14 protein-coding genes are annotated in these 12,352 nt (G+C 38.4%); 6 read left to right on the forward strand and 8 right to left on the reverse strand.

Translation table 11 applies throughout. From position 1 onward, the window contains the following. Positions 1 to 148 precede the first annotated feature (148 nt). On the reverse strand, positions 149 to 1,351 hold the full coding sequence (locus tag AC1DG9_RS15135) for an NAD(P)/FAD-dependent oxidoreductase (protein ID WP_172662259.1): 1,203 nt from the start codon (positions 1,349 to 1,351) through the stop codon (positions 149 to 151). Between the two features lie 111 nt (positions 1,352 to 1,462). Here AC1DG9_RS15135 and AC1DG9_RS15140 point away from each other — a divergent pair, with 111 nt between their 5' ends. From AC1DG9_RS15140 to AC1DG9_RS15150, 3 genes are all read left to right on the forward strand, one after another. After that, positions 1,463 to 2,611, forward strand: a complete 1,149-nt coding sequence (locus AC1DG9_RS15140) for a M28 family metallopeptidase (protein WP_172662260.1) — start codon at positions 1,463 to 1,465, stop codon at positions 2,609 to 2,611. 76 nt (positions 2,612 to 2,687) lie between these two features. Continuing rightward, entirely contained in the window at positions 2,688 to 2,993 is a 306-nt protein-coding gene (locus AC1DG9_RS15145; protein ID WP_048908217.1) for a YbaB/EbfC family nucleoid-associated protein, read from the forward strand. Continuing rightward, on the forward strand, positions 2,993 to 3,670 hold the full coding sequence (locus AC1DG9_RS15150; protein WP_172662261.1) for a metal-dependent hydrolase: 678 nt from the start codon (positions 2,993 to 2,995) through the stop codon (positions 3,668 to 3,670). The genes AC1DG9_RS15145 and AC1DG9_RS15150 overlap by 1 nt, the downstream gene beginning before the upstream one ends. A gap of 54 nt (positions 3,671 to 3,724) precedes the next feature. On the opposite strand, the gene polA is transcribed toward AC1DG9_RS15150, so the two are convergent. After that, positions 3,725 to 6,538, reverse strand: a complete 2,814-nt coding sequence (polA, locus tag AC1DG9_RS15155) for a DNA polymerase I (RefSeq protein WP_477634827.1) — start codon at positions 6,536 to 6,538, stop codon at positions 3,725 to 3,727. Between the two features lie 116 nt (positions 6,539 to 6,654). Here polA and AC1DG9_RS15160 point away from each other — a divergent pair, with 116 nt between their 5' ends. Then, positions 6,655 to 7,347, forward strand: a complete 693-nt coding sequence (locus AC1DG9_RS15160) for a hypothetical protein (RefSeq protein ID WP_172662263.1) — start codon at positions 6,655 to 6,657, stop codon at positions 7,345 to 7,347. A gap of 8 nt (positions 7,348 to 7,355) precedes the next feature. Here the strand turns inward: AC1DG9_RS15160 and AC1DG9_RS15165 are convergent, their stop codons facing one another. The 4 genes from AC1DG9_RS15165 to trmB are packed head-to-tail and all read right to left on the reverse strand — an operon-like array spanning position 7,356 to position 9,316. After that, entirely contained in the window at positions 7,356 to 7,916 is a 561-nt protein-coding gene (locus tag AC1DG9_RS15165) for a DNA-3-methyladenine glycosylase I (protein ID WP_477634828.1), read from the reverse strand. A gap of 3 nt (positions 7,917 to 7,919) precedes the next feature. After that, positions 7,920 to 8,261 (reverse strand): carboxymuconolactone decarboxylase family protein, encoded by a 342-nt coding sequence (locus AC1DG9_RS15170; protein ID WP_172662265.1) that lies wholly within the window; start codon positions 8,259 to 8,261, stop codon positions 7,920 to 7,922. 51 nt (positions 8,262 to 8,312) lie between these two features. Next, on the reverse strand, positions 8,313 to 8,639 hold the full coding sequence (locus AC1DG9_RS15175) for an MGMT family protein (RefSeq protein WP_172662266.1): 327 nt from the start codon (positions 8,637 to 8,639) through the stop codon (positions 8,313 to 8,315). Positions 8,640 to 8,665: 26 nt separating this feature from the next. After that, positions 8,666 to 9,316 (reverse strand): tRNA (guanosine(46)-N7)-methyltransferase TrmB, encoded by a 651-nt coding sequence (gene trmB, locus AC1DG9_RS15180; protein ID WP_172662267.1) that lies wholly within the window; start codon positions 9,314 to 9,316, stop codon positions 8,666 to 8,668. Positions 9,317 to 9,483: 167 nt separating this feature from the next. Here trmB and fcl point away from each other — a divergent pair, with 167 nt between their 5' ends. Together fcl and AC1DG9_RS15190 are read left to right on the forward strand one after the other, a co-directional pair. Beyond that, positions 9,484 to 10,413 (forward strand): GDP-L-fucose synthase, encoded by a 930-nt coding sequence (fcl, locus tag AC1DG9_RS15185; protein WP_288883836.1) that lies wholly within the window; start codon positions 9,484 to 9,486, stop codon positions 10,411 to 10,413. 38 nt (positions 10,414 to 10,451) lie between these two features. Then, positions 10,452 to 11,384, forward strand: a complete 933-nt coding sequence (locus tag AC1DG9_RS15190) for a hydrogen peroxide-inducible genes activator (RefSeq protein ID WP_172662269.1) — start codon at positions 10,452 to 10,454, stop codon at positions 11,382 to 11,384. A 31-nt stretch (positions 11,385 to 11,415) separates the two neighbouring features. Here the strand turns inward: AC1DG9_RS15190 and AC1DG9_RS15195 are convergent, their stop codons facing one another. Both AC1DG9_RS15195 and AC1DG9_RS15200 read right to left on the reverse strand, forming a co-directional pair. Then, positions 11,416 to 11,826, reverse strand: coding sequence for a VOC family protein (locus AC1DG9_RS15195; RefSeq protein ID WP_172662270.1), 411 nt, complete (start codon positions 11,824 to 11,826; stop codon positions 11,416 to 11,418). 78 nt (positions 11,827 to 11,904) lie between these two features. Beyond that, a partial coding sequence (locus tag AC1DG9_RS15200; RefSeq protein ID WP_477634829.1) for a Crp/Fnr family transcriptional regulator occupies positions 11,905 to 12,352 on the reverse strand: 448 nt, incomplete at its 5' end.

Genomic DNA, 12,352 nt, shown 5'->3' on the forward strand with positions numbered 1-12,352 from the left:
ATAGAAAGTTTATGGGTCGCGTGCTTAATCATTTTCTGTGTATAAAAATTCTTTGAATGAGTTGAGGCGCAAAGGTTTAAATAAATATCGAGTTGTGCAATACGTTTTTAATTTTTTTACATTTTTATAATGAAAATCTGCACTTAATTTAACGTCCAAATCTGAAGAAATGAGACAGAATATTTGGCCTTCCCTCCATTATCTCAATAATCATATCCATTCCCATTACCGAAAAAGTAATTCCATTACCCCCAAAACCGAGCAAAAAGTGGCTTTTAGGGTATTTAGGGTGCATTCCTATGTATGGTAAACCATCTTTTGTTTCACCAAAAGTACCAGCCCAGCAAAAGTCCTCAACGAATGAACTATTGGGTAAATATTTTTTTAACGTTTTTTCCAATCTTTCTTTTTTTCTGCTCAAAAGCAGATCTCTTCGAATTGCATTTTTAAAATTTTCATCTTCACCRCCAACAAGAAATCTTCCATCAGCCGTTGTCCGCATATATAAATATGGAGAATCTGTATTCCAAAACAAGGTTCTTTCGTAAATCTCAGGATGTAAATCCTGTCTTTCACTAACCATTGCATAGGTACTTTTCAATTGCACCACCTTATCAGAAAGCATATTTTGAGTTTCATATCCTGTGCAATAAATAATATGTTTTGCAGCTATTTCAGCTCCAGTATTTAATTGAACCTTTACGGCATCCTTTTCGTATTTTACTTTTTTCAATTCAGTTTTATCAAACACCTTTAACCCTCTTTCTGAATTATAGCGCAGCAAATCGTGGGTCAAACAAAAAGCATCCACACTACCCCCATCTGCAGAAAGAATTGCTCCTTCGGCCACAATGCCATATGTAGCCTTTATTTCTTTTTTGTCTAGCCAGTTCACCTCAATACCAGCCATTTTGCGGGCTTCATACTCCTGCTTTAGCCATTTAACATCCTTACTTTTCCCTGCAAAATAAAGGGATTCCTTTTTTTCAAATCCACATGATGAATCAATCTCTTTTACCAGATTCTCCAGTTTATAAATAGAATCTCTGCAAGCAAGGTAGCTCGCAATGGCACCGTGCTCTCCTATCAATTCTTTTAATTTATATAGTGGTACATCAATTTCATATTGAAGCATGGAGGTAGTTGCCGAAGTACTGCCATTAGCAATTTCTCTTTTATCAATCAATATCGTCTTATAACCTTTAGCTATGCAGGCATGCGCCATTAAAGCCCCGGTAATCCCTCCGCCAACAATCAGCACTTCACAGTTCGCATCTGCCCTTAAAGAGGGGTAGGAGTGCATTATTCCATTTTTTACCAGCCAAAACGGCTCATTTGAGCGAACATCCATAAATTTCAATTAATCAAACTATAACAATCTTGTTTGATATGTGTTTTAGATTCGCAAAATTTAAACTTTATGTAAGTTTAACCATATATTGAATTTTCCTTTGGGGTTATTATGAAAACGCATTTCTTAATATTATTTCTTTTTATCGCAGGACCTGCGCTTTCGCAGGACATTCACTATGCCCACGAAATGGTAAAGGAGCTCAGCTCAAAAGAACTTTGGGGCAGAGGGTATACCAATAATGGAATGGCAAAGGCTGCAGATTTGATTTGCTCAGCATTTAAAGCTTACGGGCTTAGCCCGATGAACGGAACGGATTTTAAACAAGCATTCTCTTTTCCTGTAAACACCTTTCCTGGAAAAATGCAGGTTACCATTAATGGCAAGAAACTTAGTCCTGGTAAAGATTTTATTGTAATGCCCCAAAGTATCGGAAAAATAGCCAAAGGAAAGTTTGAACAAAAAGACAGCATTACGTTTGCCGATTCAAGCGAGCGCGTAATTGCCATACTTAAGGATAAACTCACCTGGTCTGTTGCTCCTGAGCAAGGCGACTTCACCGGCATAGAAATAAAAAAAAACGCCATCAAAGGCCTTCCTCTTAACTTTCAAATCAACGTTGAAAACTCGTTTATCCCCGAATTTAATACGGCCAATATCTGTGGAGTAGTAAAAGGAACTACAAAACCCGATTCCGTATTGGTTATAACGGCTCATTACGATCATTTAGGTGGTATGGGTAACAAAACCTATTTCCCCGGGGCCAACGACAATGCCAGTGGCATTTCTTTTTTACTATCTCTGGCAAAATACTACGCCGCCAATCCACAACCTTACACAATGGCGTTTATTTGTTTTGCCGGAGAAGAGGCGGGATTACTTGGATCCAAATACTTTACAGAGTACCCATTGCTTGCGCTCCAAAAAATCAGGTTTCTAATTAATGTTGATATGGTAGGAACAGGAGAAACAGGCATTACCGTTGTAAATGCAACAATCCACCAAAAGGAATTTTCATTATTAAATCAACTCAACGATAAAAACAAATACCTGAAAAAGATCAATTCAAGGGGCAAGGCGGCAAATAGCGATCACTACTTTTTCACTGAGAAAGATGTTCCTGCCTTTTTTATTTACACTACCGGAGGCATCAGTGCGTATCATGATATTTACGACCGGTCTAAAACCCTTCCATTAACAGAATATCAGGATTTATTTAAGCTCTTTGTCGACTTCAATGCGGCATTAATGAATAAATAACCCATGTTTTTCATTTTATTGGCTTTACTTTAAACCAAATTCCTTTAATTTCGTTTTATAATAAAAACAACAACTTATGTTTGATAAATTAATGGCAGCCCAGCAGAAGGCTGACGAAATAAAAAAAAGACTAGATACGATCTCTGTTTTTGGAGAAGTTGAAGGTGGTGCAATACGCGTTACTGCAACGGCAAACAAAGCGATCACAGCAGTTGAGATCAGCGAAGAATTCCATAAGCAGGCCGACAGAGAAGAACTTGAAGAATTACTATTGACAGCTATTAATAAAGCCTTAACACAAGCAGATCAGGTTAGTGCGACAGAAATGCAGGCAGCGACTAAAGATATGTTTGGCGGATTAGGCGGAATGTTTGGACAATAATGAAATATACATATTATGGCCAATCCTGCTTCCTGCTAGAAGCCGATGGCAAAAAGTTTCTTTTCGACCCTTTTATCACACATAATCCGCTCGCTAAGCATATAGATATTAAAAGTATAGAGGCTGATTATATCCTGGTAAGTCATGGCCATGGCGATCACGTTGCCGATCTCGTGGAAATTGCAAACCAAACCAATGCACTTGTTATTGCGATAGCAGAAGTTGCTGATTGGGCCGGCAAGCAGGGGATAAAAAATGTACATGGAATGAACTTTGGAAGCCAAAACTTTGATTTTGGAAAGCTAAGAATGGTGTGGGCTACACATTCAGCAGCTCTACCCGACGGTACCTGCGGCGGAAATCCGGCAGGTTATGTACTGGAACTTGAAAATAAAACCATTTATTTTGCAGGAGATACCGCACTAACGATGGAAATGAAACTTCTTGCTGAGCTTTATAACCTAAGTTATGCAATCCTGCCAATTGGAGGTAACTATACAATGGATGTTGATGATGCCATTATCGCTACAAAATATATTGATTGCAACACCGTGATTGGTGTGCACTACAACACCTTCCCTGTAATAGAAATTGATACAGAAGAAGCCTTAGCTAAATTTAAAAGAGAAAATAAAGTTCTATTATTGCCGGCAATTGGCGAAACCATTGAGCTTTAAAATAAAAAGCCTCGTTATGAAAATTCAAAACGAGGCTTTTTTTATACGCATTAATTAATGCGCCGCTAACCAGTTATCTCCTTCGCCAATTTCAACTTCAATTGGAACGGATGTTTTAATCGCTGTTTTCATTCTATATGAAATGATCTGTTTCATTGCTTCAACTTCAGATCTAAGCACATCAAAAACCAACTCATCATGCACCTGCATGGTCATTTTTGATTGAAGGTTCTGATCCTGAATATCCTTATGAATATTGATCATGGCCACCTTAATCATATCTGCTGCAGAACCTTGTATAGGTGCATTTATGGCATTTCGCTCTGCAAAACCACGTACTGTCTGGTTGGCAGAGTTGATGTCTCTTAAATATCTTCTTCTGCCTAAAATGGTTTCCACAAATCCATTTTCGCGGGCAAAATTCATCGTGTCCGACATGTATTTTTTAATCCCCGGATATTGCTCAAAATACTGCTCAATAATGGCCGCGGCCTCTTTACGTGGAATGCCCAGGTTTTGCGACAAGCCAAAAGCAGATTGGCCATAGATAATCCCAAAGTTTACCGCTTTTGCATTCCTTCTTTGGGTAGAATCAACCTCTTCAATTGAAATGCCATATACCTTTGCTGCTGTTGCGGTATGAATATCGATACCCTTACTAAAGGCATCCAGCATGTTTTCTTCTTTACTGATCTCAGCGATAATGCGAAGCTCAATCTGAGAATAATCCGCAGAAAGCAGCACGTGATCTGCATCTCTAGCAATAAATGCTTTGCGCACCTCTCTACCCCTTTCCGTACGGATTGGAATGTTCTGCAGATTCGGGTTATTAGAACTTAACCTTCCTGTTGCGGCAACAGCCTGATTATATGAAGTGTGAACGCGACCAGTCCTTGGGTTAACTAGTAAAGGCAAGGCATCAACATAAGTAGACTTTAATTTTTGCAGCTGTCTGAAATCTAAAATATCCTGAACGATGTCACTTTTATGAGCGAGGGCCAATAACACATCCTCACCGGTTTGGTACTGACCTGTCTTTGTTTTTTTTGCTTTAGGATCTAACTGTAGTTTATCGAAAAGAACCTCTCCCAGTTGTTTTGGTGAGGCCAGATTAAACTTAATACCACACTTATCATAAACATTCTGCTCAAACCTTCTGATGTCTAGCTCAAGCTCTTTAGAATAGTTAATCAAGGTGTCCATATCTATTCTAACCCCCTCTTTTTCAATATCCGCAAGCACATAGATCAAAGGATTTTCAACATCAGTGGCAAGCTGTTCTGCATTAAGCTGTTTAAGCATTGGCTTAAACACGTTGGCAAGCTGCAAGGTTATATCGGCATCTTCAGCCGCATAATCTACCACCTGCTCAACTGGAACATCCCGCATATTCCCTTGCCCCTTTCCTTTGGCACCAATAAGCTTAGTTATTGAAATGGGCGAATAGCTCAAATAATTCTCGGCCAGCACATCCATGTTATGTCGTGTGTCCGGATCAATCAAATAATGTGCAAGCATGGTATCAAATAGCTTTCCTTTTACAGATACACCATACCATTTAAATACAAGCATATCATATTTAATATTCTGTCCTATTTTGGCTATATTTTMATTTTCAAGAACAGGCCTAAACTCATCAACAATTACCTGGGCTTCTGCTCTTTCTGCCGGTACAGGGATATAATATCCTTCCCCTGGCGTTATACTAAACGAGATTCCCACCAGATCTGCAAGGTTGGCATCCGTTCCTGTTGTTTCTGTGTCAAATGAGATGCTTTCCTGCTTTAAAAGGAAGTCCACAAGCTCCTTACGCAATTCCGGAGTATCTATTAATTTATAATTATGTTCCGTATTTTCAATTGTTTTAGCGGCAACGGCTTGTTCAAATACTTCCGAAATAACTATAGTAGTTTTAGTTTTTACCTCAACTTGATCTGCCACATTACCAAAAAGATCAATTTGTTGTGATCCCCCTGTTTTACCTTCGGCTACATTAAACCCATCACCAAAAACGCGCTTACCAATTGTTCTGAACTCCAACTCCGCAAACAACGGCTCCAATAATTCTCTGCTAGGTTCTTCAAGCTCTAAGGCCTTTTCATCAAATGGAACGGGAACATTAAGTATAATGGTGGCTAATTTCTTAGAGATCATCCCCTGTTCGGCGTAGGTCTCCACATTTTCACGCTGTTTTCCTTTAAGTTCGTGTGAATTTGCAATAATGTTCTCTATAGAACCATATTGTTTAATCAATAATTTCGCAGTTTTTTCTCCAATTCCCGGAATTCCGGGAATATTATCAACCGCATCGCCCCATAAACCAAGAATATCAATTACCTGTTCAACATTTTCGATCTCCCACTTAGCCAGTACTTCTTTTACACCTAAAATCTCCATCTCATTACCCATTCTCGCAGGCTTATAGATAAAGATGTTTTCAGATACCAATTGTGCAAAGTCTTTATCCGGCGTCATACAATACACCTGAAATCCGGCTTTCTCAGCCTCTTTTGCCAAAGTTCCAATAATGTCATCCGCCTCAAATCCATCCTTTGTAATTACTGGAATATTAAACCCTTCTATCAGCTTAAAAATATATGGAAGTGCGGCCGATAAATCCTCTGGCATTGCTTCTCTGTGAGCCTTATAGGCTTCAAAATCGGTATGCCTTTCAGTAGGTGCTTCAGTATCAAATACAACCGCTATATGTGTTGGTTTTTCCTTTTTAAGTACTTCCAGTAAAGTATTTGTAAAGCCCATAACTGCCGAAGTGTTAACTCCTGTAGAAGTAAACCTTGGGTTTTTACTCAGTGCAAAATGGGCCCGGTAAATAAGCGCCATGCCATCAAGAAGGAAAAGTTTTTTCATTGGTATCTGATTCGTTTAATGATCGTGAAAGTTACTACTTTCAACATATCTCAAAGTTAATAATAGAGATCGGATTAGATAACAAACACAAAAGAAATTCCGTTATTTGAGTAATTATGAAAAGAGCAATTAAAACCTTCGCCTTATTAACGACGCTTTTGGTAATCGCATTACGCTCATCAGCACAAGATGCAGTAGTCATTGCCTCTGGAGATTTTGTAAGAGGAACCATACAGGGCACCAATTTTTCGACAGTTATTCTTAAAAACGACGACGAGACCCTCGTTCAGTATAAAGCCAGCGACATTAAAGAGTTTTTATGGAATGGGGAAACCTATGTTAGCAAGCCCATTGTAATTAAAAAGAAAATGGAGCATCGGTTTTTTAAAATTATAGAACAGGGCGCAGTAAATTTATATGCAATTGGTGGCGCCACAAGTATTGAACAACCGCAGCCAAAAAGAGCACGAATCAGGCCATCTGTTGGTATTGGCACAGGAACCGGTGGTTTTGGAGGAGTAGGTGGCGGTGTTGGTATTTCATTTGGAGGAGGCAGAAGAAACGATGCTGAGCAAACTAATCGTAACCTCCCGACAGCCTATTTTATTGAAAAATTTGGAACAGGACCAATGCAGGAAATCCCTGCTGATGGCAATTCATCGGGAAAAACAGACCTGATTAAAAGTATTCTGCTTCAAAAACTTACCAACGATGAAGATCTTGCTGAACGTATAAAGGCAACAGAAGCTTTTGATGCCAAACTCATAAAAGCTTTTGTTGCAGCATATAACGATATGCAGAAAAAATAATCTCTAAATTATCGGCTTATACAGCCTTCAACATGGTCATTTACCATACCCGTAGCCTGCATATGGGCATAACAGATTGTGGTTCCAAAAAATTTAAACCCTCTMTTCTTCATGTCCTTGCTAATTAAATCTGATATCTCTGTTCTTGGAGGCACATCTCCTAAAGACTTAACCCTATTCAGAATGGGTTTCTTATTTGGCAAAAAGCCCCACATATAGTCGGCGAATGAACCAAATTCCTTTTGTATGCCTATGAAAAGCTTTGCGTTGTTTATTGCTGCATTAATTTTCAATCTGTTTCTAATAATACCGGCATCATTCATTAACCTTTCCACATCCGCCTCGACAAATGCGGCAACTTTTTCTACATCAAAGTCCGCAAAGGCTTGTCGATACCCATCTCTTCTTCTTAGAATAGTGATCCAGCTTAATCCGGCCTGGGCACCTTCAAGAATTAGAAATTCGAATAATGTTTTATCGTCGTAAACAGGCTTTCCCCATTCTTCATCATGATATTTCACATACAAAGGATCAGTTCCACACCAACCACATCTAACTATTTCTGCCATTATTTAAAGACTAAGTTCATCCCAATATTCAACTGCCCTTCTGTAATGAGGAATTACAATAGAGCCCCCAACTAAATTAGCGATCATAAATACTTCGTTGATCTCCTCATTGGTTACTCCTTCATCGTAACATTTTTCCAGGTGATATTTTATGCAATCATCACAACGCAAAACCATTGACGCCACAAGACCAAGCATCTCTTTAGTTTTTACATTTAATGCTCCTTCCGCATATGTGGTTGTATCTAAAGCAAAAAACCGCTTTATGTTTGTATTTGCGGTTTCCATAATCCTGTCATTCATTTTAGAACGATAGTCATTAAACTCTTCTACTAATTGTCCCATTATATTAAAATTAATTCCACGTGCCCGTTCATCAAAGTTTTTATTTTAAGGCTACAATTCAACCAGAGGATCCCAGAAATGCTGTCTAAAATTCTGGATTTTATCATTTTTAACTACTACTCCTTCTTTCTCCAGCATTTCCTGCATCAGATCGGGCTCAGAGAAATGGAATTTACCAGTGAGCAACCCACTGCTGTTAACCACCCTGTGAGCAGGTATTTCCGGATGGGCCAAATGTGCATTACTCATTGCGTATCCCACCATTCGGGCCGAACCGCCTGCGCCTAGACTTTTAGCTATGGCTCCATAAGAGGTTACCCTTCCTTTAGGTATTAACCTCACTAACTCAAAAACCTGGTCATAAAATGATTGTTCCATCTAATCAATTTATATTCAGTTCTAAACTAATCAAAAGAGAACTGGATGTAATTTATATTCTTATCATGTTTCAGATAAATCCTTTCGTAATGCGTTTTAATAGCTAAAACTGCATCTGCATACTCTGATTTATACAATTGATCCGTATTTTTATGGCAAACTAACCCTAGCTCCTGAACTTTCTCCACAGTATAAAGATACAAACCGTCGTTGTCAGTTTTCAAGTTTATTTTACCTCCCGGTTTTAAAAAAGTTCTGTACTTATCTAAAAACCCTGGAAACGTTAAGCGTTTTTTCTCACGACTATCCTGTGGTTGCGGATCAGGGAAAGTTATCCATATTTCGTCTACTTCATGTTCGCCAAAGAACTCCACAATATCTTCAATCTGAATCCTCAAAAAAGCTAGATTTGATATTCCCTCGTCCATGCCAGTACGTGCGCCACGCCAAATCCTGTTTCCCTTAAGGTCAACACCAATAAAATTTTTCTCAGGAAACATCTTTGCCAATCCAACAGAGTATTCGCCCTTACCGCACGCGAGTTCTAAAACAACAGGATTGCTATTTTTAAAATGCTGAGACGCCCATTTACCTTTTAATTCTTTACCTGCATCAAGCTGATAAACATTAGGAAAGGTATCTATTTCCGCAAATTTTCTTAACTTATCTTTACCCACTACTAAAATTATTTTTATGCAAACTTAAACAAATAGTTATTTCATATATTCCGTCATCCTGAATTTATTTCAGGACCTCGCATTAGCAAGGCTTTCTGCATTTCCAATTCTAACCTCTATCGATGCCAACAGGATTTTGTACTTTTGTAATAATCATTAAAAGCAAATTGGAAAAGAACGCAAAAATATATGTAGCTGGTCACCGTGGTATGGTTGGCTCCGCAATTTATCGTAAGCTGATCAAAGAAGGTTTCACAAATTTAATCATCAGAACTTCAGCAGAATTAGACTTGCGCAATCAGCAGGCTGTAACCGATTTTTTTGAATCAGAAAAACCTGAGTACGTATTCCTGGCAGCTGCCAAAGTAGGCGGTATTATTGCCAACAATACTTACCGCGCAGATTTCCTTTACGAAAACCTTTGTATCCAAAATAACGTTATCCACCAATCATATAAAACAGCTGTAAAGAAGCTGATGTTTTTAGGTTCAAGTTGCATTTACCCTAAGCTTGCACCACAGCCATTAAAAGAAGACTACCTGCTTACAGGGTTACTAGAAGAAACCAACGAACCTTATGCTATTGCTAAAATTGCAGGTATAAAAATGGCCGACGCTTACCGGTCACAATATGGCTGTGATTTTATTTCGGTAATGCCCACCAATTTGTACGGGTATAACGATAACTATCACCCACAAAACTCACATGTCCTCCCTGCTTTAATTCGGAAATTTCACGAAGCCAAAGTTAATGGCACACCAGAAGTTATCATCTGGGGATCCGGAGCTCCAATGCGAGAATTTTTATTTGCTGATGATCTGGCCAATGCCTGTTATTTCTTAATGCAAGAATACAATGAGCCTGGTTTTGTAAATGTTGGAACAGGAAAAGACCTGACGATAAAAGACCTTGCATTATTAATTAAACGCATTGTTGGATTTAAAGGAGAACTAACCTTTGATAGTAGCAAACCAGACGGAACCCCACGCAAATTAATGGATGTTTCTAAATTACATTCACTCGGATGGAAGCATGAGATAGAACTTGAAGAAGGAATTAAACTGGCTTATCAGGATTTTTTAGCTAAGCATAGTTAAAATTGATATCTTTGCTAAAGAGAATAAACTTTAGCTATATGACCTTAGTTCAACTAGAATACATTGTAGCGGTAGATACTTACAGAAGTTTTGTAGGCGCTGCCGAAAAGTGTTTTGTTACCCAGCCCACCCTCAGTATGCAGGTACAAAAGCTTGAAGAAATGCTAAATGTAAAAATCTTTGATCGAAGTAAACAACCCATAATTCCGACAGAAATAGGTGCGCAGATTATTGAACAGGCTCGCCTCGTTCTTCAGGAAAGCCACAAAATTAAAGAGATTATTAGTAGCCAGCAGCAAGATGTTGTTGGTGAACTTAAAGTAGGTATTATACCCACAGTAGCCCCTTATCTGTTACCAAGAGTAATCGCTGCAATGATGGAAAAATATCCCGATCTAAAACTTCTGATTTGGGAATATACTACAGAAGATATCATTCATCATTTAAAAACAGGAATACTGGATTGCGGAATATTGGCCACTCCACTTGGAGACGGCGCAGTAGAAGAAGCTCCATTGTATTACGAAAACTTTGTTACTTACATCAGCAAAAACAGTAAACTTTATAAAAAGAAAACCATAGATGCCGATGACCTGGAGGATGAAAATATCTGGTTGTTAAACGAGGGACATTGTATGCGGTCGCAGGTATTAAACATCTGCAGATCAACCAAGCAAAATCGTCTGCAAGGGCTTACCTATAATACAGGAAGTGTCGAAACGCTTATCCGCATGGTAGATATGAATAATGGCGCCACTCTGCTGCCAGAGCTTGCACTAGAAGAGTTAAGCAACAAGCAGCTAAGCAAGGTAAGGTATTTTAAATCTCCTGAACCTGTCCGTGAGATCAGCCTTGTTACCCATAAAAATTTCATAAAAAAAAGAATGCTTAATGCGTTGAGAGAAGAGATTTTGGCAGTTATACCAAAAACAATGCGCCAGAAAAAGAAAAAGGATATTGTAGGGATATAACTTACATCCCTACTTCACTAACTTACACCCTTTACTTTTCTGCATGAAGTCCGACTTTGTTTCCTTCTGAGTCAATAATAATTGCTATATATCCCGCGGGAATTAGTGTTTTGGGAGCAATAATTTTTCCTCCTGCCTGTTCCACTTTGTCAAGAACAGTTTGAATGCTTGGACTCGCATTAATGTAAACTATCGTCCCGTTACCAGATGGGCTGTTTCTCTCTGTTTTTGACAATACTCCTGTAACTCTCCCTGATGTTGCCTGAACAACATTAGGATCAAACGGAAAGAAAACGGCTTCGTCGTGCCCATCTGCTCTTTTAACCATTTCAATGTCTAAAATGGTTTCATAAAAAGTCTTTGCTCTTTCAGTATCTACTACTGGGATTTCAAACCAAGTCAAAACATTGGTGTTTTTATCAATTTTCTTAAGTAATTCCATGATGTTTCTTTTATAAAAGCCTATTACTACAAAGTTGATAAATGAAAAGGCTAATGACCTGTGACAATCGTCACAAAATCACGAAAGAGTTCTTCTTTTGCGTATTCTGCTTAAGGTTTCCCTTGAAACACCAAGAAATGAAGCCAATTGAGATAGTGAGACCCTTTGCAGGATTTCAGGATGTTTGGTTTCTATATATTCCAGGCGTTCCTGAGCCGAATAGATCTTAAATAGGTTTGCAAATTCTTCCTGTTTAGAGGCAAACAAGCGGATGCAATTACGCCCTAAAGTCTCTATTTCAATCGCCTGTTTTGCAGCCTGAAACAATTTATTCTTATCAAAAACGACTACTGTTAATGGCTCACAGGCGATGATATTAAATTCAGATTTCAGCCCATTGCCAAAACTGTTGACGTTTGTTGCAATATCATTTTCAAAGAAAAACCCTGTGTTTTTTACAACTCCATCAATTTCATAATAGCTTTTACAATAACCATCATCTATATAAAATAGTGAATTACAGACC

Source organism: Pedobacter sp. 05L430 (genome assembly GCF_056397585.1).

Excerpts from the sequence above, each read along its gene's own strand:
- AC1DG9_RS15140 (WP_172662260.1), top strand. The coding sequence starts at position 1,463 with ATGAAAACGCATTTCTTAATATTATTTCTTTTTATCGCAGGACCTGCG.
- AC1DG9_RS15145 (WP_048908217.1), top strand. The coding sequence starts at position 2,688 with ATGTTTGATAAATTAATGGCAGCCCAGCAGAAGGCTGACGAAATAAAA.
- AC1DG9_RS15150 (WP_172662261.1), top strand. The coding sequence starts at position 2,993 with ATGAAATATACATATTATGGCCAATCCTGCTTCCTGCTAGAAGCCGAT.
- AC1DG9_RS15160 (WP_172662263.1), top strand. The coding sequence starts at position 6,655 with ATGAAAAGAGCAATTAAAACCTTCGCCTTATTAACGACGCTTTTGGTA.
- AC1DG9_RS15170 (WP_172662265.1), bottom strand. The coding sequence starts at position 8,261 with ATGGGACAATTAGTAGAAGAGTTTAATGACTATCGTTCTAAAATGAAT.
- AC1DG9_RS15175 (WP_172662266.1), bottom strand. The coding sequence starts at position 8,639 with ATGGAACAATCATTTTATGACCAGGTTTTTGAGTTAGTGAGGTTAATA.
- AC1DG9_RS15190 (WP_172662269.1), top strand. The coding sequence starts at position 10,452 with ATGACCTTAGTTCAACTAGAATACATTGTAGCGGTAGATACTTACAGA.
- AC1DG9_RS15195 (WP_172662270.1), bottom strand. The coding sequence starts at position 11,826 with ATGGAATTACTTAAGAAAATTGATAAAAACACCAATGTTTTGACTTGG.